Source organism: Embleya sp. NBC_00896 (assembly GCF_045207785.1).
Lineage (GTDB): Bacteria > Actinomycetota > Actinomycetes > Streptomycetales > Streptomycetaceae > Embleya.
The window spans coordinates 1,414,140-1,435,874 of sequence record NZ_CP108777.1 but is presented as its reverse complement, the minus strand read 5'-3'; the positions used below and the strand labels follow the sequence as shown (position 1 = coordinate 1,435,874).

Below are 21,735 nucleotides of genomic sequence, written 5' to 3'. Positions count from 1 at the left end.
GGTTCCCGAAGCGGGAGACGCGCCGCCGAGGCCGATCGAGAAGACGATGTGCGAGGGGTAGCCCGTTCCAATCCGCAGGCCGCGATCATCGTTCCCGGAGCCTGATGGAGGTTCTGGGCTTCGATCGCCGGCGGATTCGCGTCCCCGTTTGCACACCCGGACGCCGGATTGGGATACGGCTCGGGCGGCGTCGAGCACGCGCGGCCGAGCAAATGCCTCGCGGTACGAACCCATCCCCCACTCCCCCGCCGGCGATGTCACCCCGATGGCGCCTCGGGTACGGTGCTTCGAATGGTCACCGAGCGGTTGTCGTGCAAGGCCGGCCGCATGAGGTGGGCGGGCCGGTCTCCACCGCGTCGTGGCGGACACGACCTGGGTGAATGCGTCCGCCGCGCGGCGTCGCCCCTGGTGTTAGTGCCCGGCGCAGGGCGGCCCGGCGAGGGCGGGACCGCGTTCGTTGCGGAGGTGGCGCGATTCGATCCTGACGCAGGGGGCGTCGGCCGGGCGCGCCCCGGAGTCGGAGCGGTGTCGAATCGCCCGTCTGAATGCCTTGGGCAACCCGCCCGATGCCACGCGCGCGTCCGCGATGGGTCGAACCTCGCCGGTGAGTTCACGCCGATCTGCTCATCAGACGGGTCGAGGGTCGACGATTAGAGCTGTTCGGTTTGCAAGCAGCTTGATATTAGCTGGCACACCCTATCTGACCTGCACCTTTGCGAAAATTTCCGCGTGTGGCCCGATCCACCCCCACCCGGAGTGATTGGATGCGGCGAGCCACTCTCGGCCCTCACATCGCAACCTGCGGCATCGTTGCAGGTCAGGGCACTGCCGCTCAGTGCGTTTCGTGGCTCTCTATCCGTTTATGTGACTGAGTGCTGTACTTGGCCCCTGAGCGTTCTACGGCCCGGTTCCTCCACTTGTCATTGGCTCCGCGTACGGTCTGCGCATGGTTGATCAGAGACCGCCCTTGTCATCGGTATCCGATTTCGCGACCTGGGAGCCCGTGCTCCGGCTCATGCTGGCCGACGACGAGGATCGGCGTGCCGGCCGTTTGGCCCGTGTCGCAGGACGCATCGGCCAACATGGCTGGAGCCTTGCCTATCGGGGATCCATGTCGTCGACCGCGCGGATCGCGGTGGAGAACATACAGAGGGCACTCGCGCGCGGCGGAGTTCAGGAGATCGCTTTCAGGGCGGAGGCCCAGCCGGACGGAAGGACCACGCTCGGTCTGGTCTGGCCGAGCCCGGTCGTGGAACCGGCTCGCGTCTACCCGGATCTAGGGGTGCTCGTCCTGGCCGACGGCTTCCTTCCCGAGCCCTGGCTCCGCCGTCCCGATCCGGTGCCCGGAGCGGTGCCGGCGCCATCGGCAGATCCGGAGTTGCTGGAGCGGACGCTGCGCGAGCGGCTGCCCGACGCCATCGGCGCGACGGAAGAGGCGATCGCTGCCGCCGAGGTGCGCCTTGGTGTCACACTGTCCGATGAGCTCAAGGTGCTTTACCGGGTGACACGGGTGTACTGGGGCGACGACTTCGATTTCGAGGAGGCGGACCGCGCCGGCGAGGCGGTCGGCTGCGAGTTGTCCGGCCTGGACCACCTGTACAGCGTCGACCCGGCAGTACGTCACCCCGGCTGGGACCTCGGCGCGAAGCATGCGGTCAGCACTACGCCCGACGCCGCGGTGCAGGGCCTGGCCGGCTCACCGGGCTGGATCGGCTTCGGGAGCAACGGCGGCGACGAATTCGCCGTCGATCTGACTCCCGGCCCGGCCGGATACTTCGGGCAGGTCATCCTGATCGATCACGAGCAGAGCCTCGGTGCTGAGCTCGTGGCGGATTCCCTCACCGATTTCGTTCTGGGCCGGGTGCGGGAGGAACGCCGTGACCGCCGCGGAGACGAGCTTCCGGCCGTGGCTCGGGTCGGCGCCGGATGCCTTGAGACTGTCCAAGCTGCCGCCCATCCCGCCCTGGAAGTCCTGTCCATCGGCGCCTGGGACGGTACACCGTTCAGCCTCGCGTCTGTCGCCGGATTGCCCCGTCTGCGCACTCTGACCGCCATGCCCGGCACACTGGCCGACCCCCTGGAGGTCGCTGGGTTCACCGGACTGGAGTTCCTGGAACTCGGCGCGCAGGAATGGCGCGTCCTCTTGGACGCCGGAGCCGTCCCGCGCACCCTGAAAGCCGCGGCCATCAAGGTACGGGACCAGGACCACCTGCCCGTCGTGGCCATCGCCAACGAGATCCTGGCCCTCTGGGACCGGCCCCAGATCGTACAAACGCTCCTCGCGGGAGACCTCGGCCCCGCGGCCTAACCGGGGTGCCGCACAAGGCGAGGTTGCCCTACGAGAGCTGAGCGCTGTAGTTGGCCGGACAGGCCGACTACAGCGCTCAGTCACACCATTGCTGAGACCCAGCGGCCAAGTTGGCCCGTGAGCGCTTTGCCGGACGTACCCGAGATGCTGATCGCCGGACACGAGCGTGAGCTGATCACCCACATGATCAAGTTCGAGCGCAGCCACCCCGACAGCGCCACCCCCGGCGCGGTCGACGTTCACCTGCGGGGTGGTGGAGTTTGTGTCGTCTCGGCAGTGATGGCCCATCGCTCGTGGTCCCTCCACTCGCCGTTGATGTGCTGGAAGGCAGTCGAGTAGCCCTCGCGCTGGAAGCCCAGGCGTTTGACGAGGTTCAGCGAGGGGGCGTTGTCCGGCTGGATGTTCGCCTCCAGCCGGTGCAGTTCCAGCGGGCCGAAGGCGAACCGGACCACGAGCCTCAGTCCTTCGCTCATATAGCCACGGCCGGTCGTAGAGGCGTAGGAGGTATAGCCCAGGCTTCCGCTCTGGAGGGTGCCCCTGACGATGTTGTTGATGTTGACGCCGCCCACGATCATGTCGGTGCCGCGAAGGCAGATCACGAAGCCCTCATGGGTGGGCTGCTCGAATCGCTCGAGGTAGCTCTCGAACGCCTCTACGGTGTTCTCGCGGGCGCCCAGCCAGCGCCGAAGCATCTCGGCGCTCTCCTGGGCCAGCGCTGTGAGTTCGTCGTAGTCCTGACGGCGGACGTGGCGTATGGCCACTCGCTGCCCTTGCATGAGGTACCTGGTGACTGCCATCCGGAGATCCTATGCAGCTTGCTCGTGCGCGCGGTCGGCCCAACTCGATCGCTCAAGGGCCGACTCAAGCGCTCGGTCACCGGCATCCGTGGCCTTCACCATGAGGGTCAGAGGATGGGCACCGATGCCTCCCCCTTGGAGTGCTGCTGTGGCGAGCGGGCCGGCATGAGCACTGCGAGCAGTACGGAGACGGCGGCGAAGCCCATGGGGTTCTCGGTGCGCAGCGCGTGTATCGAGAACGCCGCGAGCAGGACGAACCCGATGGCCAGTGGGATTACGACGTGGCGGTCGCCGAAAGACCCGTACTTGCCGGCCTCGGTAAGCCCGAAGACCACGACGGCGCAGGCCGGGGAGAGCAGTAGCAGACCCAGGACGTCCAGACGCCCGGCGCTCGGCGATGTCCTGGTCGGCATGGTCCGCCAGGCGAGTGCGATGGCGACGACGCACACGGGGATGTTGATGAAGAAGCCAGGGCGACCGTGATCATGAGAGTGACGAGGTGAGGGGGCAAGCGCCCGCCGGCCGCCTCCGTCGTGTGTGCTGTGGCCATGCTGATTCGGCAGCTCCTTGCAGTAAATGTTTACTGCGCCGGATGTTCGAAGGGTGCTCAGGCGATTGTCCGACCGAACCGCCGGTGCGGTGGTCGTCAGGTGGTGCGGAAGGGGTGGTCTCAGCCGGTGGTGTGCTCCGCCGCCCGCACGGGGCCGGTCATGCCGTCCAGAAGCTGTCCGAGCGCCAGTTCGCGTACCTTGTCCGCGGCCAGGCCGACCTCCTGGCCGCCGATCAGGGCCGCTCCGCGTCGCTCCAGGGTCGGATGCCAGGCGTCGTGCAGGGCCGCCATCTGGTCCTCGAGGACGGCCTTGTACAGACCATCCTTGTTGCCGAAGTGGTGGTAGATCATCCGCTCGTTGACGCCGGCCCGCTTGACGATCGCCTGAATGCGGGTGCCCTTGAGGCCGTGCCGGGCGAACTCTTCCGCGGCTGCGGTCAGCAGATGAGCTCTGCTTTCTGTCATGCAGTAAACATTTACAGAGAATCGTATGAGGCGCACCCGGGGGCCGCATGCGGCATGCCGCATGCCGCAGCATTCGAGCGGCGCGTACATGAAGGCACAAATTGCTTGATGCGTGTGGTGATTCGCCAACAGTCGATGTCGTTGCCCGGCGTGCCCCGATGCACTCGGTAGGGTCGGCTCGAAGTCGCAAGATTCTTCTTGTGGAACGCCCTCCGGAGGCTCGCATGGTTGTCGACTCAGACGGAGGGCTTGATTCGCTCGGGCGCCGACGCATGTCCTGGGGCGAGCTCTTTCGCGTCGTCGCGTGGGGCGTGTGGTTCCTGTGCCTTTTGCTCTACATCGGCTACCTGGCCGTCGTGATCATCACGATCGACAGCGCGGCCGCGTGCCCGTTCGCGCCGGGCATTTCGGTGTACGGCGACTCCAGTTGGGGCTGGTTGCCGCCCGGCCGCGTCTGCACGTACGAGCCGAACCTTCTCGGCCCGGACCAGCCGAGTCCGGGATGGACCGAACGGCCCGGCCCGCTCGCGTGGTTCCTCCCCGGCGTGGTGGTGGCGGTCCCGGTGGCGCTACGAGTCTGGAAGTGGCGGGCACGTCGAGCCTGACGGGAGCGCGCCCGGGCGCCCCGTCCCGCGGCCCTCGATCAGTCGAGGGCGTGGCGGGACGGGGCGCCCGGGTGGGACGGGACGTGGTCAGGGGCGCGCGGCGACCGCGTCGACCTCGAAGCGCATGTCCGGCAGCGCGAGGGCGGCCACGCCGATGAGGGTTTGAGCGGGTGGCTTGTCGCCCCAGATGCGGGCGATCACCGTGAGCAGTGCGTCGAGCTTCGCGTGGTCGTGGTCGACGATGTAGGTGCCGAGTCGTACGACGTCCTGGAAGCCCAGGCCGGCCGCGGCCAGTGCGGTGCCGAGGTTCGCGAACGAGCGCTCGACCTGGTCCGCGAAGTCGGCGGAGGCCACGGAACCACTCGGGTCGGAGCCGTACTGGCCGGCGATGAACACGAGGTCGGGCGAGGGTGCGTCGACGACGTGGCTGTAGCCGAATCCGACCGGGTCGTGCAGCTCGGCCGGGTTGGTGATGGTGTGCGACATGGTGGTGATCTCCTTATTGCCGGGTTGTGTTGGCCGTGTGTCGGCCGTGTGTTGGCCGCGTGCCGGCCTTGTTCCGGCCGCAGTGGGCCGTTGACGGTGGGTCGAGGGGATGGGTGGTCAGCGGGCCGCGGTGCGTTGGACGCGCCATACGGTCAGCCCCGTGAGCAGCGTGAACGCGGCGCCCGTCCACAACGCGGCGGCGGTGGTGATGCCGTCCACCACGAAGGCGCCCAGGAGCGCGCCGATGGCTATGGACAGGTTGAAGACGGCGACGAACAGCGAGGTCGCGGCCTCCGTCGCGCGCGGGGCGGCGGAGAGCATCCAGGTCTGCAGGCTCACCGGTACGCCGCCGTAGGCGAGGCCCCATACGAGCAGCAGGGCGATGCCGGCCGCGGGTACGCCGCCCAGCAGGGCGATCAGGGTCAGCGCGGCGGTCAGGGTGGCGGTGATCCCGAGGAGCGTGCCGCGCGGATTCCGGGTTCCCACCGCGAAGTTGCCGACGACGCCGGCCACGCCGTATCCGAGCAGGAGTAGGCCGATCAGGCCGTCGTCGACACCGGATACGTCGTGCAGGATCGGGCGGACGAAGGTGTACGCGACGAAGTGGCCGGTGATCAGCAGGAACGTCAGGGCCATGCCTACGCGTACTCCGGCGTTGTCGCGGAAGAGGCGGGACAGGTCGGGGAAGGTCATCGTCTGCTCGGATGGCAGGGGTGGCAGGAGGAACACCAGCGCGCCGAGGGCGACCAGGCCGAGTACGCCGACGGCCGCGAACGCCGTGCGCCAGCCGCTGAGTTCGCCGAGCAGGGTGCCGGCGGGGACGCCGAGTACGGAAGCGGTCGAGACGCCGCCGAAGACGACGGCGGTGGCCCGGGGCACGTGGGCCGGCGGTACCAGGCGCAGGGCCAGGCCGCCCGCGATCGCCCAGAACCCGCCGACGCCCACGCCGACCAGCACGCGCGCGGTCAGGACCACGGCGTAGTTCGGGGCGACGGCACAGGCCAGGTTGGCGGCGCCGACCAGGGCGATCAGGGCGGCCAGAAGCGCGCGGCGATCCAGGCGGCCGGCCGTCACGGCGATCACGGGAGCGGCGAACGCGGCGACCACTCCGGGTGCGGTGACCATCAGGCCGGCGGTGCCCTCGGAAACGTGCAGGGACGCGCGGACGGGGGTCAGCAGTCCGACGGGCAGCAGTTCGGAGGTCATCAGGGAGAAGATCCCGAGCGTCACGGCCAGTACCGCGAGCCATGCGCGCGTCATGGACGGCTGTGGAGTCGATCGGACCGGTCTATTCAAGATGGAGAACATCCAGAATCTCCTTCTCCGTAAAGGTCTCGGTGAGTGGATGGATTCTGGATATTACATATCCAGGATTAAAGATTCAACTCCGAGCCGAGCCGATCCGATTCGACCCGGGCGGGCCGCCGACCGCGCCGCGAGGTACCTCGTCGCGTCAGGGCCGTCGCACGGTCTCGTTCAGGCGGGTCAGCGCCTTGCGTAGTTCGCGGCTGGTGCCGACCGGGAGGATCGCGGCCCGGCCCGGGATGCGGATGCCGCCGGTGAGGGCTACCCGGGTAGTGGTGGGGGACTCCTCGACGGCGGCCATGCCGAAGATCAGGAAGCGGCTCTGCAGCCAGCACCAGCCCGGGCGGAGGACGCCGTCGAAGCGGGCACGCAGGCCGTAGTGGCTGCGAGCGAGGGCTTCCACGCGTTCACCCTCGACGCGGGTGACCCTGACGTCGCGCATGTCGGGTTGGAAGCGGCCGAAGCCGTGCTCCAGGTCGCCCATCACGGCCCACACGTCCGCGAACGGTGCGGCGATCAGGCCCTCGACGACGTGCGCTCCGGGGATGCCGGCGGCCAGGACGCGCAGGCGTCGGACCGGGTCGAGCTCGGTCATGCCGTCCACATCCTTCGGAATCCGGCCCGGGCGCGGTGCAGCCGGGACTTGACGGTGCCTTCGGGGACGCCGAGCAGGTCGGCGGCGGTCTGTTCGTCGAGGCCCTCGACGTCGCGCAGGACCAGTACGGCGCGGTGTTCGGGGGACAGGCGGGCCAGCACGTCGTCGATGTCGGCGGCGAGCTGGGGGTCGCCGGGGGCGGGGAGTTCGGCCAGTTCGGTGGGGGCGTCGCGGCCGGCCCGGCGGGCGATGCGGATCGCCTCGCGGACGGCGATCGCGCGGACCCAGCCGTACAGCGCGTCCGGTTCGTCGAGGGTACGCAGCGCGCGGAAGACCACGACGAGGGTCTCCTGAACGGCGTCCTGGCGGGCCTCCAACGCGATCGGGCCGCAGATGCTCGCGACGTACGGGATCAGGTGGTCGAGCAGGTCGCTCATCGCGAGCGTGTCGCCCCGGCGGGCGGCGCGGGCGAGGGTGATGCCGCGCGTACGGCGGTCGGCTGTTCGCTCCTCGGTCGGGCGGTCCGTCACGCCTCTGATCATCTCCCGGTGGCCCGGGCCCGGATGATGCGCCCCGGCGTACGGGCGAGTCCTGCCCTCGCGAGCCGCGCCGCCGCGTACCCGAAGCCGAGGCAGATCGGCGTGTACACGAGCAGGTTGAGTCGGTAGAACGTGCTGCCGGTGTCGGCCCCGATGCCCAGGACCCAGACCACGCCCACCGCCCCGCGTACGGCGAATCCGGCGGCGACCGCGCCGGTGACGAGCGCGGTGAGCCGGCCACCGCGGCCGCGGCTGTGCGCGAAGACGCCGACGGCGGCGGTGGTGAGCAGGGCGCACAGGGGGAGTAGCACGCGGGGGGTGAACGGGACGTCGGCGTTGAGCAGTCCCTGGGAGAGGGTCGCGGTGCTGTCGGCCGGCCAGGTCGCGCCGGTGGCCCAGAACGCGTGCGCGAGGGCGTCGGCGGCGAGAAGGGCGGCGATGGCGGTGCCGGCGCGTTTGCGGGTGGTGGTGACGGCGGTTTCGGTGCGGGTGATGATGGCGCTCATGTGGCGGTCCCCTTCCGGGCCCTTCCCGGGCCTGACGAGCTGTCGACGGGAAGAGGCGGGGACGACGGGAAAGGTTCCGTGTGACCCCGGACACATCGCCAGGGACGGCGGGGGCGACGGGCAGGGGCGTCGGCTGTGGGTCGGGCAACTCGGAATCGGAGCTTGATCAGCGGTCGCCACCGGGAATCGCCTACCAGGGCAGCGGCACACGGCCCTCGAACCTGACGAGCGGATTGGCGACAAACCCGGCCAGGAGCGAACCGACCCATGCGATGGTCCACAGCGTGTCGGCACTCCCTGGTCGTCATGGGAGCAGGCGTGGGAGCCATCTACGGCGCCTATACCGGTCGGAGCAGCGGCGCGCCCGCGCCCCGCGACCGGGACGACGACCGGGACCAGCCCCCGGGGTAGGCGCGCAGGTGTCGGGCGGCTGGGCAACGAGCGGGGCCGGACGGCGTGTTCGGGCGTGAGGGGTTGGGTTCCGTGTGTTGCCGGGGGACTTGACGGCCGTAAAGTCCCCCGGCCGGACCGGCCGGACCGGCCGGACCGGCCGGACCGGCCGCTTGGGTGAGTTTCTTGTGTTGAAAGCCGGGTCGCTCACGATCACGGCGCACTTGTCTGGAAAACTCTGTCCTGCCCGAAGTACCGGAATCCACGGGAAGCAAACGGAGCAGATGGCCAGCGTCTATGTCGTATCGCTCGACCCCCAGGCATCGAGTGTCTGGTGGGCGAACCGCATCACCGATTTGCCCTTCGATTTTTCGCAGGAGCACGAGACCCCGGAGAACCTCGAGATATTGCGAGGGACCGGCGCGAAGGTCCACGTCATCGCGAACCAGAAGGGCGGCGTCGGCAAGACCACCACGACGCTGAACCTGGGGGCCGTGTGCGCGGCCGTCCTGGGGGAGGGCGACAACGGTCTTCGGCACGTCTTCATCGACACCCCGGGCAGCCTGCAGGACGAGGAACTCCTCCACAAGGCACTCGAGGTCGCGCACGACGTGATCGTGCCGCTTCCTCCGGAGGCGCTCGCGTTCGACCCGACCGCCCGCACCATCGAGAAGGTCATCCAACAGACGGGGCTCCCCTACCGCGTCGTCGTCAACAACTGGGATCCCCGCGACGGCACCGTCGACCTCGACCAGACGAGGCAGTACATCGCGGCCCAGGGCTGGCCCGGTGTCAACACGGTGATCCGCCGCTACAAGGTCCACACGAGGGCGGCCGCCGAAGGCCAGGTCGTCACCCAATACGCCAAGAACAGGGTGGCGATGGAAGCCCGCGAGGACTTCTTCCGCCTCGCCCTGGAACTTGGATACGGCGGGGGGAACGCCTGATGGCAGGACAACGCACCAGCCTGGCCTCCCTCGCCGGGCAGAAAGTCGAGGACGTCCCCGGCCGCGGCATCCCGATGCTGGTGAGTCTCGATCTGAGCCGGGTCGTCCCCACGCCGCTCAATCCGCGCTTCGACTTCGGCGGTCCCGAGAAGCTGCGCGAGCTCGGCGAGAGCATGCGGCGGAGGCAACTCCAGCCGATCGTCGTGGTCTCGCGGACCCCGTACCTCAAGCTCTTCCCCGAGCACACGGATCGGGTCGGGACGACCACCTACGTCATCGCGAACGGCGAGCGCCGCTACCGCGCGGCAAACCTGGTGGGCCTCGGTACGATCGAGGCCGTCATCCGGGAAGGCGTCGTCGGCTCCAGGAGGGACTTCCTGGACGCGGTGCTCTCGGAGAACCTCGACCGGATGAACTTCGATCCGGTCGAAGAGGCCCGTGCCGTCGAGCAGATGGTCGTCGAGTTCGGCAGCGCCCGGGCCGTCGCGGAGCACCGCGGCAAGCACGAGGCGTGGGTCTCCCAACGTCGTTCCCTTCTGCGGTTGTCCCCCGACATGCAGGCCCTGGTCAGCTCGCGGCAGATGCCGGTCGAGAAGGCCCGCAACCTGGCCAAGGCCATCAAGGATCGCGGGCTCGACGACCTGGGCCAGGCCGAGTGGTGGGAGCAGGAGCAGGCGGCCCGGGCCCTGGTACCCAGGGGCCGGAAGGAACTGCCCGCGCCCGCGCATCCCCCGGCAACCACCGCACGAGCGGAGGACTTGACGGCCGTAAAGTCCTCGGGTTCCCCGGCTGTCCGCCGCGGGGCGGACGATCTCCCGCAGACGTCCCCGAGTTCCCCCGGCCGACCGCCGACCGCGTCTCCCGCTGCGGCGGACAGCGTCACACCCTCGACGGCTGCTGTGCGCGGTACGGAGAACTTGACGGCCGTAAAGCCCTCCACTCCCGGGAACACTCTCCAACTTCCCTGGGACTCGCCGGAGGAGCTGGACCGGATACTCCGCGAGAACATGACCCCCGAGTGCAGAACGACCCTGGCGAAGCTCCTCAGCGTCGCCGATTGATCCGGCAACGGGCCCCGACGAACCTCGGTTCGTCGGGGCCCCTCCATGACCGGCTCGCCCCCCTCGAACCCTCGACGGTCATCTCACGCGTCACCGCTCGAAGACTTGACGGCCGTAAAGTCCCCGACCGGCCGCCAGACCGAACGGAGGCGCCTCGGTGGCGCGCCTGTAGGGGGCGGCGACGCCGACGGCCTCCCCGGAGGTCAGTTCTCCAGGCGGACAGGCATCAGTATCGAAAAGGTCTCCTCGGCGTCGGTCCGGCGGATCGCCAGCGGCGCCGTAGCGGCGCCGAACTCCAGAATCAGCTGGTCCCGGGCTCCGGCGGCGAGGGCATGCAGCAGGAACTCGCGGTTGACGGCGACGTGGTCCTGGTCGTCGTCACCGTCTTCGCAGACGGTCACCACGCCGTCGGCAGCCACCTTGAGCACGATGAGGTCACAGGACACGCCATCCTGCTCGCGCACCTGGCTTGTACGGACGGGGCCGGTTTCCACCGCCGCCCGGAAAGCCGGGACATCGACGAGGGCACGGCGCCCTGCGGGCAGCCGAACGAGGCGACGGTACTCCGGGAAGTCGTGATCGAGACACTGGCCTGCCGCCTGACGGTCCCCCGCCTCCAAGGCCACGCGGTCACCGTCCACAGTGAGCTGGACGGATGCGTCGTCACCCAGCAGCGCCCGCATCGCGTCGGCGAGCGGGGACGGCACGATGACCTGCACACGGGGCCCGCCATGCCCGGCGGTACCGGCTTGCGCGACAGCCATCCGGTACCGGTCGGTGGCCACGACACGGAGCACCTCACCCTCGATGTCGAACAGGACACCGCCGAGCATCGGCAGCTCCGGGTCGGTACTGGCGGCGAAGCGGACCGCGTCCAACGCGGCGGCCAACTCAGGCGCGGAGACAGCCAACCGGACAGTGGCGGCGCGGAGCAAAGTCATGGGATTCTCCCTGCATTCGAGTAGCGCTCGGACCATGGAGAACTCACTGCGGGCATCGGACAGCCCCAGTTCAAGACGGCGCAGATGAGCCTGAAGCAGCTTCCGCACCAGGTCGGTGTCCGCACTGGACCAGCCGGCCAGTACCAGCCGAACGTCCGCCAACGGCATACCCGCCCGGCGCAGCCGGGCCAGCAACCGGGACTCTTCGAACTGCTCGGGGCCGTACCAGCGGTAGCCGCTCACCGGATCCACCCAGGCCGGGACCAGCACACCGGCCCTGTCGTAGAACCGCAGGGCGCTCACGCTCAGTCCACTGTCCCGGGCCATCTCACCAATACTGCGCATCTCGCTCTCCACACCCGGAACTCTGAGCCCTCCACCAAGTCGAGGGTCAATCCCAGCCGACCGACTCGAACACGGAACAGCATGCGGGTACGGAGGAAAGACCAGCCAGGGGTGCCGGGGAGGACGAACGGACCGTGCCAAAACGCGCGCAGGCCTGAGCCTGGTCCCGCCTGCTTCACGACGGCCGCGGCCTCGCACAACCCCCTGAACCGCGCAGCCTCAAGGGCTACTCCGGACCGGCCTGGTGGCCACGTCCAGGGCGTACACGTTCTTGTCGTCGCTGCCGACGTAGACGACCCCGTCGACGACTGCGGGCGACGATTGCACCTTGTCGCCGGTGGGGTAGGACCATTTCTTCGCGCCGGTGGCCGCGTCCAGGGCGTACACGTTCTTGTCGTCGCTGCCGACGTAGACAACCCCGCCGACCACCGCGGGCGACGAGAGGAGGACCTTGTCGCCGGTGGGGTAGGACCATTTCTTCGCGCCGGTGGCCGCGTCCAGGGCGTACACGCTGTAGTCCTCGCTGCCGATGTAGACGACCCCGCCGACCACCGCCGGCGACGAAGAGACCTCTCTACCGGTGGTGTACGACCACTTCTGCCCGCCGGTGACCGCGTCCAGGGCGTACACGCTGGAGTCCTCGCTGCCGATGTACACCACCCCGCCGACCACCTCAGGCGACGTATTGAACCCCCTCCCGCCGCGGTAGGACCATTTCTCCACGCCGTTGACCGCGTCCAGGGCGTACACCCTGCTCTCATTGCTGCCGACATACACCACCCCGTCGACCACTGCGGGCGACGAGTAGACCCTGCCGGTGGTGTACGACCACTTCTTCGTGCCGGTGGCCGCGTCCAGGGCGTACACGTTCCTGTCGACGCCGCCGATGTACACCACCCCGTTGACTACCACCGGCGACGAAGTCACCTCGTCGCCGGTGGGGTAGGACCACTTCTTCGCGCCGGTGGCCGCGTCCAGGGCGTACACGTTCTTGTCGCCGCTGCCGATGTACACGACCCCGCCGACCACCGCAGGCGCCGAGTTCACCCCGCCGCCGGTGGGGTAGGACCATTTCTTCGCGCCGGTGGCCGCGTCCAGGGCGTACACGTTCTTGTCGAAGCTGCCGACGTACACCACCCCATCGACCACAGTGGGGCTCGAGGTGACGTCGTCGCCGGTGGCGAAACGCCAGGTAAGCGAGGGTCCGGAAGTAGCGCGATCGGTGGGGACGTCGCCAGATGCCCCCGGGCTGCCGCGGTCGTTGAGGGCGACGGCGGCGGTTATGCCTCCGGCGGTCACCGCGGCGCCTGCGGCCAGCCAGAGGAACCGACGGCGCCCGGGGGCCACGGCAGGGGTCGTGGCCCCGCCGGCGCCGGTCCTTTCCTCGTCGTCGCTCACGCCGGCCCGGTTCGGACCGACAGTGGGCGCGGCGTGGACCGGGTCACGGTCGGGAGTGGTCCCGACTGCCGCGCCGTCCCGGGTCCGGGGAGGGGCCGCCAGGTTGGGTTCGGTTGCCGCCGCCGCGCCCGCGTTCTCCCGTGGTCGCCCATCGCCCGGTCCCGCCGACGCCGGCGCAGGGGCGGTCACGGCGTGCAGGCGCTCGCGGACCTGTTCGGCGGTGGCGGGCCGCTCGTCGGGGTCCTTGGCGAGGAGTTCCAGGACGAGCCGGTCGAGTGCGGGTGGGATGCCGGGACGGTGTTCGCCGGGACGGGCGGGGGTCTTGAGCAGGTGGGCGTTCATCATGCCGACCGGGCCGGTGGCCTCGAACGGCACTTTTCCGGTGAGGAGTTCGTGGAGGACGCAGCCGAGGGAGTACAGGTCGGAGCGGGCGTCGCCGGGGTGTTCGTCGAACCGCTCCGGGGGCATGTAGGCGAGGGTGCCCATGACCTTGCTGGAGTGGTTCGTGGACTCCATGAACCGGGCGATCCCGAAGTCCAGGACCTTGACCCGTCCTTCCGCGGTGAGCATGAGGTTCGCCGGCTTCAGGTCCCGGTGCACGATCCCCGCCGTGTGCGCTCGGCCCAGCGCGGCCGCGGCCTGCGCCGTCCAGTCGACCGCGTCGGTGACCGGCGGCACACCGTCTTCGCGCAGCAACGCGGACAGGTCCCGGCCCTGAACGAACTCCATGACCATGAACAGCGAATCGTCCGCCGCGTCCTGCCCCACGTCGAACACCGTGACCACGCCCGGGTGGTCGAGCGCCCCCGCGGTCTGGGCCTCGCGCAGGAACAGCGCCGTCCCGGACGTGTCGCCTCTGCCGTGCGGGAGCAGCTTGACCGCCACCCGTCGTCCGATCCTGCGGTCCCGGCCCTCCCACACCTCCCCCATTCCGCCCCGGCCCACGAACCGCACCAGCTCGTAACGCCCGTCCAGAACCCGCACCACCACCCGGCCCCACTTCCCCGTCGTCCGGCCCCGCCCCGCGACGATGCCCGCCGCTGATTCGATCACCCGCACCCGACAACCACGCAGACCCCGATGCGGACAGCCCCACGAAACCCGGACTCTCCCAGGGCGCGATCGGCGCCGTGAACCCGAAGCCTGCGACGTGTGCACCCGAAGCCCTCGGCCGGAGCACGGCACATCAATCCGGGTACTCCAGCCGGGGCACCCGCGTATTCGCCGACACCGAACCACACGGCTCACTTCCGGACACCATTGTCGGAGCCTGACCATCGGTCGTGCCCGATAGCCCCGCTAGGCGTCGACGCGACCGTAGGAGGGCTGAATGGGGAGACGCAAGTGCGGAGCGGACCCGAGATCCGTCGCGGGCAATGCAGAGGGGGGAAGGCGGTGGGGCCCGGGCCGGCACCGCCTCCCCGCCACACCACCGGCCGTTCGTGTCGATCAGCGTTGACCGGCCTTCACGCGGGCGCGGAAATCGTCCATGGACACGATCTTGTCCGGGGTCGGCATGGTGATGCTCACCGGCGTACCGAACGAGTCGTAGGTCGTCGAGGAGATGTGGCCGGAGCGGTTCGACTCCAGGCGCAGCAGGTACGGCTTGTTCGTGGCCGCGACGAAGTACGTGTCGGTGGTGGAGCCGTTGGTGGCGGTGACGGCTGTGGTCGCGACTCCGGTGACGTCCTTGGCGAGTTTCTTGTCGACCTTGCCCGACTCGGGGATCGCGTAGAAGCTCGCGCAACCACCGGTGGTCGGCATCCGTACGTAGGACGACTTCAGGTCGGCGGGCACTTCCAGGCCGGACCCGCCGGCTTTGCGCAGCGACTCCAGGGCGAGGTCGGTGCTCATGAACGCGTCCCCGTCGCGGCAGAGTATCTCGCCGGCCGGTTCGTCGAGACCGATGGTGATCCGGGCCCGGAACCCGTGCCTGGGATCGGACCAGATCTCCTGCGTTCCACCGGCCACGGCGGTGGTGGTCCCCTTGCCGTGGAACGAGGTCGCGGCCATCGCCTGATTGGCACGCTCGACGATGCCCTCGCCCGAATCGTCGGACGATCCGCACCCGGTCGCGGCCAGGCCCACGACAAGTGCGCCGAGGATCGCCGGGCGTGTGCGTATGACGTTCATGCAACCTCCGGAGGACAGCCGATTCCTTCACCGGCCCGGCGCCGGGAAAGCCCTCGCCACGCATGGCGGATACGAAGAGCCTGCCCCCGCGCCATCACGTTCGTGATGATCTTGTCGGCAGCATAATTCGACGGCGACGGCGAAATCATTGCCGGAATCAGGAAGCGAACGGCGCGCTTGCCTGCACGATCCCGCGATGACGCCTTTCCGGCTCGGAAACCCAACGCCGCTTGACGTCCTGACCAATCGTCCGCCTCAACGGCGAGTCCACGCGATCACGGACGGATCCGGTACAGGACACACCGGCGCAATGGCCCGCCGGGCACGCTCGGGTCGTCGAAGTCGTCGGCGAGGTCTCGGGTCATGCCGATCCGGCGCATCACCGCCTGGGAGCGAACGTTGGCGACGGTCGTCGACGCAACGATTTCGGGCAGGCCGAGGGACTCGAAGCCAAAGGCCAAGCCGGCCAGAGCGGCCTCGGTGGCGTAGCCGTGTCCCCACGCCGCGCGGGTCAGCCGCCAACCGATGTCCACCCCGGTGAACGGCAGGCTCTCGTCCACCCTGTCCAAGCCGGCGCGGCCGAGGAACGCACCGGTATCCAGCGCCTCTACCGCCCACCACCCGTAACCGCGCTCGTCGAACTCGGCCTGCATGAGTGCCACCACGGCATTGCTCTGCTCCGGCGTCAGCACGTCCCCCAGGTGTTCACGGACTTCGGGATCGGCGTTCATCGCCGCCCACGGTTCGAGGTCGGATTCCCGCCATCGGCGCAGCAGCAGGCGATCGGTACGCAGTTCGGCCATGTGTCGAGCCAACGCGATCAAGGCCGCGGAGTCGATCGGTTTGTCGGGCGGACCATGGTCGTCCGGCGGAACTGCCCGGTGGATCCGGGTTTCCTCCTGCCCGCCGAGCCGGGCCGCACGGTCGAGGAGCGGCCCGCGAAGGCAACGGGGATTGCCGGTTGTCGGCTTCCCGTGGGCTCCCGCGAAGAAGGTGGGCGGGAGTGCAACCTTTGTGCCTGCTCGCGGGCTACTACAGGCGACAAGCATTCAACGCGCGGCGGAACGGGGAGCGGATGGACAGGGCCGAGAGGCACCGCGAGCAGACGCACGGCAAAGCGGAGAGACCGGGCAGCGACGGGGACGAGGCCGAGTTCAAGGAGTTCGTGCTCGGTGCGCGGACTCGGTTGTTGCGGACCGCCTACCTGCTCACGGGCGATCACCACCGCGCCGAGGACCTCGTGCAGACCGCGCTGATACGGGTCTACAAGCGGTGGCGCCGGATCGATCGGAGCGTGGGTGCCGAGGCGTACACGCGGCGGGTCGTGGTCAATCTTCACAATTCGTGGTGGCGGCGCAAGTCCTCGCGCGAGCAGAGTCGGGCCGAGCTGCCGGAGTGGGCGGGACGCAACGCGCATGCCCTGGTCGAGTTGCACACCGACATGTGGGCCGCGTTGGCGACGCTGTCGCCGCGTACGCGGGCGGTGCTGGTCCTTCGCTACTACGAGGACCTGCCCGAGGTGGAGGTCGCACGCATCCTCGGCAGCCCGGTCGGCACCGTGAAGAGCCAACACTCGCGTGGCCTGGCCCAGTTGCGCGCCGCGCTCGGTCCGGAACCGCCCGAGTCGGCGGAGTCGCCCGATTCCCCCGAACCGACCGCCGGCACCACCGCGTCCGGGTCCGCGTTCGTGCGGACCGCCGCACACACCTGACCGACGAGGAGCGAAAATGGATGACAACGGCACTGTGTCGGACCCGGTCGTCACGCGTCTGATGGCGACCCTCCAGGCGCACGCGGACACGGTCGAGCCCGCCCACTCGGTGTACGCGAGCCTGCGGCGGGACATCAGGCGCGCCCGTCGGCGGAGCCTGGCGGCGTGTGCGGCGGGGGTCGCGACGATCGCCGTCGCCGGCGGCATCGCCTTCACGTCCTACGGCGCGCCGCTCGGGGAGGGCTCGCCCGCGAGTGATCGGCGGGCTCCGTGGAGCAGTTGCAAGACGGATTCGCACGGGCGATCCATGCCGACCGGCGCCACGAAGGCATTGTTGGCGCGGGCAATCAAGGATTACGGACCGAGCAAGGGTCGCGACTCGGCCGAGAGGAAGTTGCTGGAAAGCATCGTGTGCCAGGTGGACTACTGGGCACACGGCAGCGACGGACTGGGCTTTCGGGTGATGTGGCGAGGCACGTTCCAGTCCGGCGCGACCGGGGTCGTGCTGCGGATCAACCGAGGGGCCGACACTGTCGACTTCGTCGAGACGAGCTATGGGCAGCGCAGCCACCCGGCGATCCCGGTCGAACGGGCGGGTGATGCTTCCTGGTTGATCCTGGAGGTCGGCCGGGCCGTGTGGGAGACCTGGGCACCGCCCGGTTCGACCGTCGAGTTGTACGACCGGACGACCAACCGCCTGATCGGCACCGGTGTGGCGAACGACAAGGGCTACACGGCGATTTTCCCGGACGCGCCGGTCGGGCCGGAGATCGAGACGAGGGCGGTCACCGTCGATCCGTCCGGGGCGCGCAGGGACGGGCCGTTCCCGTGGAAGTACGGCGATCCCGCGGAGTGCCGGGTCCTGTTCCGAACCGCCGAGTGCGGGCCGGAAGGGTTGGTGGCTTCGGTGAGGTCGGAGACGGTGCCGCCGGCCGGACGGTAGCCGTCCCGGCGCGGGTGCGGTCGGGCGTGCGGGAATCCGGGGTGGTTCGTGGGGTGCGGCGCGTTCCGAACATGCGGAACGTGCGGAACGCGATGGCCGATTGCCGCCGGCGGAGGCGCGGGCGGGGCGGCAGCATCGAAGGATGACCACCGAGAGTGTGACCACTGAGAGTGTGACCACCACACCGCAAGAGTCCGACGCTCCGCCCGCTCCGCCCGCTCCGCCCGTCGCGTCCGCCACGTCTGCCCCGTCCGCGCTGTCCGTTTTGGAGACCTTCTTCGCGGCCGAAGCCGTCTACGTCGAGGGCGGTGGCAGGGGCAAGGCGAGTTTCGCCGACCTCGCCGCCTGTCTCTCCCCGGATGTGGTCATGTACCAGGCACCGGGGCTCCCGTATGGCGGCGAGCGGCACGGCCCGAGCGGCATCGAGGACTTCGTGGCCGCGCTGAGCGAGGCGTGGCGGGAGTTCGAGTTCCTGGAGCAGCGGTTCGTGGTCGACGGCGACACGGTCGTGATCCTGAACCGAGCACGGCTGACGGCGCGTTCGACGGGGCACGTGCTGGAGACGTGGCTCATGCAGATGATGACGGTTCGGGACGGGCTGATCGTGGAGATCCGGCCGTTCTATTGGGACACCAAGGCGGTGGACGCGGCACTGGGCGTGGCGTGACCGATAGTCGCGCGGTGAAGTACGTACTCGCTACCGATTCCGGGTGTGTGTGGGCTCCGTAGTGTCCTGATCGGCAGCAGGCGGCGGCCCCCGGGGTGGCTCGGGGGATCGTGCGCGGTCGGTGGGGAAGAGACGTACGGAAGCGAGGGCGAGGACAGTGTCGGACGCGCAGTGTCGTCCTGGAGGCGGTCGGTGCGCCGACGATCGCCAAGTCGGTCGCGTCGATCGGCTTCAACGGTCAGATCTCGTTGGTCGGTGCCTTCCCTTCGGGCGGGGCCTCGTTCGACGCGAATCTGTTCAATGGGCGGTTCTTTTCCGTACAGCGGTTGGCGGTGGGCAGTCGGACGAGCTTCGAGCGCCTCAACGACGCGCTGACGGAGCACGCCATCCACCCGGTGATCGACCGTGTCTTCGGCTTCGAGGAGGCGGCGGAGGCGTACCGGTACCTGCGCGACGGCGGCCCGTTCGGCAAGGTCGTGGTGACGGTGCCGTAGGTAGCGGGAATGGCCGGTCCCCTGCCCGCCGGTGTGCGTGTCGCCGTGTGTCGGGCGGCGGCGAGGGCGTGATCGCCGATCGTCGATCGCCGCTACCCGTTGAGGGTGGGGTAGTCCAGGTACCCTTCCGCGTCGCCCCCGTATATGCCGTTCTCGCGGAGCGGGTTGAGCGGGGCGTCGGCGGCGATGCGCTGTGGCAGATCCGGGTTGGCCAGGTACAGCCGTCCGAAGGCGTAGACGTCGGCGAGGTCGGCGCGCAGTGCCTGCTCGGCCTGTTCCCGACCGCCGGGCTCGGGGCCGTCGTAGCCGGCCATCAGGGTGCCCCTCCAGCGGGGGCGCAGGTCCGCCAGGGCGGCGTACTTTCCGGACTGCAACACGTGCAGGTATGCCAGGCCCATGCCGTCCAGCGCGCCCAACAGTCGGTGGTAGCGCGGGGCGGGATCGGACTCGACGATGTCGTTGAGCGGATTGCCGGGGGAGACGCGCAACCCGGTCCGGTCGGCCCCGATCGCGGCGGCGACGGCTTCGACGACCTCGATCGCGAAGCGGACGCGGTCGGAGTAGCCGTCGGTGCGCAGGTTGGCGTTGTCGGACAGGAACTGGGCGATGAGGTAGCCGTAGGCGCCGTTGATCTCGACCCCGTCGAAGCCGGCGTCGACGGCGTTGCGGGCGGCCGCGGCGTGGGCCTCGACCGCCTCGACGACCTCGCTCGCGGACATCGCACGCGGGACGACGTGGTCCTTGGCACCGGAGGCGGTGAAGACCCGGCCGTGCGAGATCGCCGCGGCCGAGGGGGCGACCGGGCGGTCTCCGCCGAGGATGTCGGGGTGGCTGACGCGGCCCACGTGCCACAGCTGGGCGAAGATGCGGCCGCCGGCGGCGTGCACGGCGCGTGTCGTCCGGCGCCAGCCTTCGACGTGGGCCGGTTCGGTCAGGCCGGGGACGCCGGGGCCGCCCTTGCCGAGGCGGTGCGGCCAGATTCCCTCGCTGACGATCAGGCCGGCGGCGGCACGCTGGGTGTAGTACTCGGTCATGATCGGCGTGGGGACACCGGTGGCGTCGTCGGCGCGGGAGCGGGTCATCGGGGCCATCGCCGCCCGGTTGGGCAGGTGGAGGGCGGGGCCGCGGTAGGGCTCCAGCAGGGGGGAGTGCACGGTGCTCCATCGGTTCGTGGCGACAGGCGTGCGCCTGTCGTGAGCGCGGTCGGCAGGGACTGTCGGTGTTCGGTGCGAAGACGCGGTCGGACCCCCGGGGTCGGACCCGGCCGGTCCGGTCCGGACCGGCACCTCCGGCTCCTCGGCGGTCGCCGCCCGGCCGTCGCGTTGGGCGCGAGGGGTCGTGCGTTCCGGCGGTGCCTGGTCGGCCGGCGCCGCGTCGGCGGGGTGGGCGTCCTGGGCCTCCTGGGCGGCGGCGGTGCTCATCGGCAGTCTCTCCCCGGTTCGTGGTCGGCGCCCCGCCGAGATCCCGATCGGGGCGCTGGGGACGAGCGTGCCGCAGCGAAGCGGGGTCGCCCAGAGCCCCGCTGCGCTTACGACCGGTGGTCCTACTACTGCCAGGGTCAGTCTCGTCCGCGCTCGTGGACGTACGACCACAGATAATGGGCGCCATGGACGATCGCCCTGGTACCGAGGAGGCGGCGGATCCCGGCGGCGGGCGACCGCTCGATCCGCAGGCCGAGATCGGCGAGTTCCTGCGCAGCCGCCGGGCCCGGCTCAGGCCGGAGGACGTCGGGTTGCCGGCCTCCGGGCGGCACCGGCGCGTGCCGGGGCTGCGCCGCGAGGAACTGGCCCAGCTCTCCGCCGTGTCGGTCGCCTACCTCACCCGGCTCGAGCAGGGCAGGGGCCCCAACGTGTCGGCCGAGGTGCTCGACGCGCTCGCGGGTGCCCTGCGGCTGACGCACGCCGAGCACGCCCACCTCACCCATCTGGTCAAGTGCCGGCAGCGGAGGAGGTACTCCCCGCCGCCGCAACAGCAGCAGGTGCGGGCCCCGCTCCGGGAGTTGTTGGCCGCCATGGACGGCGTGCCCGCGTACATCGTGGGGCGGCGCTCGGACATCCTCGCCTGGAACCCGATGGCGGCGGCCGTCTTCGGCGACTGGGATCGATTGCCGGCCCGGGAGCGCAACTGGGCGCGACTGGTGTTCCTGCGGCCCGACCAGCGCCGACTGTTCGTGGACTGGGAGTCGAAGGCGGCCGACGTCGTGGGCGCGCTGCGTCTGGACGCGGGCTGCCATCCGGACGATCCGCAGTTGTCGGCGCTGGTGGGCGAACTCTCGGTGAAGAGCGAGGAGTTCCGCCGCCTGTGGGCCAGGCACGACGTCAAGGAGAAGAACCACGGCGTCCAGCGTCTGCATCATCCGCTGGTGGGCGACCTCACCCTGTCCTTCGAGTCGTTCCGGCTGCCCGACGACTACGAGCAGTCGCTGATCACCCACCATGTCCAGTCGGGCTCCGCGGCGGCGGAGAACCTGCGGCTGCCGGCCCGGTGGGGCGCGGACGCGACCACGGCGGAGGTCCTTCTCCAGCGGCCATGAGGCGGGGCCGGCCGCT

General features: G+C 69.8%; 23 protein-coding genes and 1 pseudogene. 11 read left to right on the top strand and 13 right to left on the bottom strand.

The window, feature by feature from the left end; genetic code table 11:
* The first annotated feature begins 946 nt into the window (after window positions 1-946).
* Window positions 947-2,308: an SMI1/KNR4 family protein gene (locus OG928_RS39740; protein WP_406291600.1), complete on the top strand. Its 1,362-nt coding sequence runs from the start codon at window positions 947-949 to the stop codon at window positions 2,306-2,308.
* Window positions 2,309-2,437: 129 nt separating this feature from the next.
* Window positions 2,438-2,557, top strand: a pseudogene (locus OG928_RS39735) (alpha/beta hydrolase); the annotation flags it as partial.
* Here the strand turns inward: OG928_RS39735 and OG928_RS39730 are convergent.
* From OG928_RS39730 to OG928_RS39720, 3 genes are all read right to left on the bottom strand, one after another.
* Complete coding sequence (locus OG928_RS39730; RefSeq protein WP_331766867.1) at window positions 2,548-3,105, bottom strand: GNAT family N-acetyltransferase; 558 nt, start codon at window positions 3,103-3,105, stop codon at window positions 2,548-2,550. The pseudogene OG928_RS39735 and the gene OG928_RS39730 sit on opposite strands and share 10 nt — an antisense overlap.
* 107 nt (window positions 3,106-3,212) lie before the next feature.
* Window positions 3,213-3,554 (bottom strand): hypothetical protein, encoded by a 342-nt coding sequence (locus OG928_RS39725; protein ID WP_331766866.1) that lies wholly within the window; start codon window positions 3,552-3,554, stop codon window positions 3,213-3,215.
* Between the two features lie 221 nt (window positions 3,555-3,775).
* Window positions 3,776-4,120: a helix-turn-helix domain-containing protein gene (locus tag OG928_RS39720; protein ID WP_331766865.1), complete on the bottom strand. Its 345-nt coding sequence runs from the start codon at window positions 4,118-4,120 to the stop codon at window positions 3,776-3,778.
* 272 nt (window positions 4,121-4,392) lie between these two features.
* On the opposite strand from OG928_RS39720, the gene OG928_RS39715 reads away from it, so the two are divergent.
* Window positions 4,393-4,725: a hypothetical protein gene (locus OG928_RS39715; RefSeq protein WP_331766864.1), complete on the top strand. Its 333-nt coding sequence runs from the start codon at window positions 4,393-4,395 to the stop codon at window positions 4,723-4,725.
* An 87-nt stretch (window positions 4,726-4,812) separates the two neighbouring features.
* Here OG928_RS39715 and OG928_RS39710 read toward each other — a convergent pair whose 3' ends face one another.
* From OG928_RS39710 to OG928_RS39690, 5 genes are all read right to left on the bottom strand, one after another.
* On the bottom strand, window positions 4,813-5,211 hold the full coding sequence (locus OG928_RS39710) for a RidA family protein (protein WP_331766863.1): 399 nt from the start codon (window positions 5,209-5,211) through the stop codon (window positions 4,813-4,815).
* 117 nt (window positions 5,212-5,328) lie between these two features.
* On the bottom strand, window positions 5,329-6,471 hold the full coding sequence (locus OG928_RS39705; protein ID WP_406291599.1) for an MFS transporter: 1,143 nt from the start codon (window positions 6,469-6,471) through the stop codon (window positions 5,329-5,331).
* A 193-nt stretch (window positions 6,472-6,664) separates the two neighbouring features.
* Window positions 6,665-7,111: a hypothetical protein gene (locus tag OG928_RS39700; RefSeq protein WP_331766861.1), complete on the bottom strand. Its 447-nt coding sequence runs from the start codon at window positions 7,109-7,111 to the stop codon at window positions 6,665-6,667.
* A complete protein-coding gene (locus OG928_RS39695) occupies window positions 7,108-7,548 on the bottom strand; it encodes an RNA polymerase sigma factor (protein ID WP_331768277.1) in 441 nt (146 codons plus the stop codon). Before OG928_RS39695 ends, OG928_RS39700 begins: the two co-directional genes overlap by 4 nt.
* Before the next feature lie 101 nt (window positions 7,549-7,649).
* Window positions 7,650-8,156 (bottom strand): DUF3995 domain-containing protein, encoded by a 507-nt coding sequence (locus OG928_RS39690; RefSeq protein ID WP_331766860.1) that lies wholly within the window; start codon window positions 8,154-8,156, stop codon window positions 7,650-7,652.
* A gap of 267 nt (window positions 8,157-8,423) precedes the next feature.
* On the opposite strand from OG928_RS39690, the gene OG928_RS39685 reads away from it, so the two are divergent.
* The 3 genes from OG928_RS39685 to OG928_RS39675 all read left to right on the top strand — a co-directional run bounded on the left by OG928_RS39685 (window position 8,424) and on the right by OG928_RS39675 (window position 10,554).
* Window positions 8,424-8,567, top strand: a complete 144-nt coding sequence (locus tag OG928_RS39685; protein WP_406291598.1) for a hypothetical protein — start codon at window positions 8,424-8,426, stop codon at window positions 8,565-8,567.
* A 152-nt stretch (window positions 8,568-8,719) separates the two neighbouring features.
* Entirely contained in the window at window positions 8,720-9,493 is a 774-nt protein-coding gene (locus OG928_RS39680; RefSeq protein ID WP_406291597.1) for a ParA family protein, read from the top strand.
* Window positions 9,493-10,554 carry a ParB/RepB/Spo0J family partition protein gene (locus OG928_RS39675; protein ID WP_331766858.1) on the top strand — a complete coding sequence of 354 codons (1,062 nt, stop codon included), beginning with the start codon at window positions 9,493-9,495 and terminating at the stop codon, window positions 10,552-10,554. Before OG928_RS39680 ends, OG928_RS39675 begins: the two co-directional genes overlap by 1 nt.
* A gap of 203 nt (window positions 10,555-10,757) precedes the next feature.
* On the opposite strand, the gene OG928_RS39670 is transcribed toward OG928_RS39675, so the two are convergent.
* The 4 genes from OG928_RS39670 to OG928_RS39655 form a co-directional block, all read right to left on the bottom strand.
* Complete coding sequence (locus tag OG928_RS39670; RefSeq protein WP_406291596.1) at window positions 10,758-11,852, bottom strand: MerR family transcriptional regulator; 1,095 nt, start codon at window positions 11,850-11,852, stop codon at window positions 10,758-10,760.
* A gap of 207 nt (window positions 11,853-12,059) precedes the next feature.
* The gene (locus tag OG928_RS39665) at window positions 12,060-14,291 is read right to left on the bottom strand and encodes a PQQ-binding-like beta-propeller repeat protein (RefSeq protein ID WP_331766856.1); all 2,232 of its coding nucleotides are present in this window, start codon (window positions 14,289-14,291) and stop codon (window positions 12,060-12,062) included.
* 396 nt (window positions 14,292-14,687) lie between these two features.
* Window positions 14,688-15,371, bottom strand: coding sequence for a hypothetical protein (locus OG928_RS39660; RefSeq protein ID WP_331766855.1), 684 nt, complete (start codon window positions 15,369-15,371; stop codon window positions 14,688-14,690).
* 275 nt (window positions 15,372-15,646) lie between these two features.
* A complete protein-coding gene (locus OG928_RS39655; RefSeq protein WP_331766854.1) occupies window positions 15,647-16,174 on the bottom strand; it encodes a GNAT family N-acetyltransferase in 528 nt (175 codons plus the stop codon).
* Window positions 16,175-16,446: 272 nt separating this feature from the next.
* On the opposite strand from OG928_RS39655, the gene OG928_RS39650 reads away from it, so the two are divergent.
* From OG928_RS39650 to OG928_RS39635, 4 genes are all read left to right on the top strand, one after another.
* Window positions 16,447-17,082 carry a SigE family RNA polymerase sigma factor gene (locus OG928_RS39650; protein WP_406291595.1) on the top strand — a complete coding sequence of 212 codons (636 nt, stop codon included), beginning with the start codon at window positions 16,447-16,449 and terminating at the stop codon, window positions 17,080-17,082.
* A gap of 16 nt (window positions 17,083-17,098) precedes the next feature.
* Window positions 17,099-18,025 carry a hypothetical protein gene (locus OG928_RS39645; RefSeq protein WP_331766852.1) on the top strand — a complete coding sequence of 309 codons (927 nt, stop codon included), beginning with the start codon at window positions 17,099-17,101 and terminating at the stop codon, window positions 18,023-18,025.
* A gap of 142 nt (window positions 18,026-18,167) precedes the next feature.
* Entirely contained in the window at window positions 18,168-18,692 is a 525-nt protein-coding gene (locus tag OG928_RS39640) for a nuclear transport factor 2 family protein (protein WP_331766851.1), read from the top strand.
* A gap of 95 nt (window positions 18,693-18,787) precedes the next feature.
* Window positions 18,788-19,186, top strand: a complete 399-nt coding sequence (locus OG928_RS39635; RefSeq protein ID WP_331766850.1) for a zinc-binding dehydrogenase — start codon at window positions 18,788-18,790, stop codon at window positions 19,184-19,186.
* A gap of 92 nt (window positions 19,187-19,278) precedes the next feature.
* On the opposite strand, the gene OG928_RS39630 is transcribed toward OG928_RS39635, so the two are convergent.
* Window positions 19,279-20,340: an alkene reductase gene (locus tag OG928_RS39630; protein ID WP_406291594.1), complete on the bottom strand. Its 1,062-nt coding sequence runs from the start codon at window positions 20,338-20,340 to the stop codon at window positions 19,279-19,281.
* Window positions 20,341-20,792: 452 nt separating this feature from the next.
* Here OG928_RS39630 and OG928_RS39625 point away from each other — a divergent pair, with 452 nt between their 5' ends.
* Window positions 20,793-21,719 carry a helix-turn-helix transcriptional regulator gene (locus tag OG928_RS39625; RefSeq protein WP_331766848.1) on the top strand — a complete coding sequence of 309 codons (927 nt, stop codon included), beginning with the start codon at window positions 20,793-20,795 and terminating at the stop codon, window positions 21,717-21,719.
* Window positions 21,720-21,735: the final 16 nt, after the last annotated feature.

Excerpts from the sequence above, each read along its gene's own strand:
- OG928_RS39650 (WP_406291595.1), top strand. The coding sequence starts at position 16,447 with ATGGACAGGGCCGAGAGGCACCGCGAGCAGACGCACGGCAAAGCGGAG.
- OG928_RS39700 (WP_331766861.1), bottom strand. The coding sequence starts at position 7,111 with ATGACCGAGCTCGACCCGGTCCGACGCCTGCGCGTCCTGGCCGCCGGC.
- OG928_RS39660 (WP_331766855.1), bottom strand. The coding sequence starts at position 15,371 with ATGAACGTCATACGCACACGCCCGGCGATCCTCGGCGCACTTGTCGTG.
- OG928_RS39640 (WP_331766851.1), top strand. The coding sequence starts at position 18,168 with ATGACCACCGAGAGTGTGACCACTGAGAGTGTGACCACCACACCGCAA.
- OG928_RS39740 (WP_406291600.1), top strand. The coding sequence starts at position 947 with ATGGTTGATCAGAGACCGCCCTTGTCATCGGTATCCGATTTCGCGACC.
- OG928_RS39685 (WP_406291598.1), top strand. The coding sequence starts at position 8,424 with ATGCGATGGTCCACAGCGTGTCGGCACTCCCTGGTCGTCATGGGAGCA.
- OG928_RS39645 (WP_331766852.1), top strand. The coding sequence starts at position 17,099 with ATGGATGACAACGGCACTGTGTCGGACCCGGTCGTCACGCGTCTGATG.
- OG928_RS39655 (WP_331766854.1), bottom strand. The coding sequence starts at position 16,174 with ATGGCCGAACTGCGTACCGATCGCCTGCTGCTGCGCCGATGGCGGGAA.
- OG928_RS39710 (WP_331766863.1), bottom strand. The coding sequence starts at position 5,211 with ATGTCGCACACCATCACCAACCCGGCCGAGCTGCACGACCCGGTCGGA.
- OG928_RS39690 (WP_331766860.1), bottom strand. The coding sequence starts at position 8,156 with ATGAGCGCCATCATCACCCGCACCGAAACCGCCGTCACCACCACCCGC.
- OG928_RS39715 (WP_331766864.1), top strand. The coding sequence starts at position 4,393 with ATGTCCTGGGGCGAGCTCTTTCGCGTCGTCGCGTGGGGCGTGTGGTTC.
- OG928_RS39625 (WP_331766848.1), top strand. The coding sequence starts at position 20,793 with ATGGACGATCGCCCTGGTACCGAGGAGGCGGCGGATCCCGGCGGCGGG.
- OG928_RS39705 (WP_406291599.1), bottom strand. The coding sequence starts at position 6,471 with ATGACGCGCGCATGGCTCGCGGTACTGGCCGTGACGCTCGGGATCTTC.
- OG928_RS39720 (WP_331766865.1), bottom strand. The coding sequence starts at position 4,120 with ATGACAGAAAGCAGAGCTCATCTGCTGACCGCAGCCGCGGAAGAGTTC.
- OG928_RS39675 (WP_331766858.1), top strand. The coding sequence starts at position 9,493 with ATGGCAGGACAACGCACCAGCCTGGCCTCCCTCGCCGGGCAGAAAGTC.
- OG928_RS39730 (WP_331766867.1), bottom strand. The coding sequence starts at position 3,105 with ATGGCAGTCACCAGGTACCTCATGCAAGGGCAGCGAGTGGCCATACGC.
- OG928_RS39695 (WP_331768277.1), bottom strand. The coding sequence starts at position 7,548 with ATGAGCGACCTGCTCGACCACCTGATCCCGTACGTCGCGAGCATCTGC.